2 protein-coding genes are annotated in these 1754 nt (G+C 47.8%); both read left to right on the forward strand.

Translation table 11 applies throughout. The features are described 5' to 3' along the window. The coding region (locus DBR32_RS15465; RefSeq protein ID WP_158606025.1) for an Ig-like domain-containing protein at nucleotides 1-1356 on the forward strand (1356 nt) is incomplete at its 5' end. A 39-nt stretch (nucleotides 1357-1395) separates the two neighbouring features. Then, the coding region (locus DBR32_RS15470) for a hypothetical protein (protein ID WP_158606026.1) at nucleotides 1396-1754 on the forward strand (359 nt) is incomplete at its 3' end.

Genomic DNA, 1754 nt, shown 5'->3' on the forward strand with positions numbered 1-1754 from the left:
ACCTTACCATTAGTGAAGAATACCACTCAGGCCGTAAATGATTTTAACAACACACTGGTCAATACAGCGGTTACCGGAAATGTCTTAACGAACGATGAAGACCTTGAAGGCAATACCCAGACCGTCAATACAAACCCGGTGTCCGCACCCGGCCATGGCGTCGTCACGCTGAACAGCAACGGTAGCTACACCTATACCCCTGCACGGGATTATGTAGGTGAAGACCAATTCCGCTATGCGGTATGTGATAATGGCACGCCTACAGCTTGCGATACCGCAGTAGTGACCATTAAAATATTACCGGAACGCAATGGCATTAATAACCCGCCGGTGGCCAATGATGATGCCGCGACCACTCCGGTAAACACCCCGGTAAGCGGTAACATGATTGCCAATGATAAAGATCCGGACAGTAATCCGCTTACCATCAATACAAGCCCCGTATCCGGACCCACACATGGCACCGTAACGATCAATGCCAACGGAACCTATGATTATACCCCCGCTTCTAATTTTGTGGGTAAAGACAGCTTTGACTATCGCATCTGCGATAATGGGACACCGGCGCTTTGCGATGTCGCTACGGTAATCATAGATGTGCGCCCCATAACGACTGCCAATGTAACCTATGCCAATGATGATGCCGGTATCGGCATACGCAATACCCCGATCACCGGTAATGTAAAAACAAACGATACCGATCCGGAAGGAAATACACAAACCGTAACCACAACACCGGTGGTTGCTCCGGCAAATGGAACCCTTGTTTTAAATGCCGACGGAACCTATATCTACACCCCTAACAACGGGTATGTGGGTCCGGACAAGTTTGTATACACTACCTGCGATAACGGCACACCGGTCGCTTGCGATCAGGCTACCGTTTATTTAACGATCCTGGCCCCACCGGCACCGGATCTGACCCCGGTAATCCTGCTCCCGGTCAATGCGATGAATGCCGGCGATTCCAGAGATTTTGTCGTGAGGTTAAATGAAGTGAATAATGTGGTGACAAGCAGCCAGATTGCATTCAATATCTCCGTACCGGTTGGCTATACCCTTAGCTTCGACACGGCTGTAATCAGTACCAATGTATTGCTGTCGGGCCCTATTACGGTAAGCAACACGCAATGGAATGTCTTTAATCCTACGACACGCAGCATAGATCTCCAATCCAAACCCGGATTTAAGATTACAGGAACAGGCAATACTTATTTAGGTTTTAAAATTACCCGGACATCTGCCCTGCCTAATTCTGTGGCCAATATATCGGTCAATATTTATCCGGATACCGCCAAACGCTATGATTCTAAAAATGCGAATAATTTATACCACAGGGTGATTACGGCAAACTAATAGCAAACATAAATTCACAAAAACAAACAAACATAATTTATGAAAAAGATCATTTTAGTCTTATCACTCCTCTGCGGTACACTGGCCGCAAAGGCACAGAACAATCCCAATGCTAATCCTTTAGTATGGGGGATCAATGCAGCGGTCAGCCCGATACAGGTCGGCGCAACGACAACCACTACTTTTAGCGTGGGCAATAACGGAGCCGATCCGATTCCTGCAGGTGGTGCTACATTCAGTGTATCTTTTCCGCCTAATGTACTGGTCAACCAAGCCACGCTGAACATGAACGGGGGCGATGCTATTTTTGCAGCTACATGGAATGTACTGCCCAACATCGGAACATTTCTGACCATCAATGTGATCGGTAGCGGTATTCCGGCGGCCACCTTTATGGG

Source organism: Taibaiella sp. KBW10 (assembly GCF_003852495.1).
Taxonomy (GTDB): domain Bacteria; phylum Bacteroidota; class Bacteroidia; order Chitinophagales; family Chitinophagaceae; genus Edaphocola.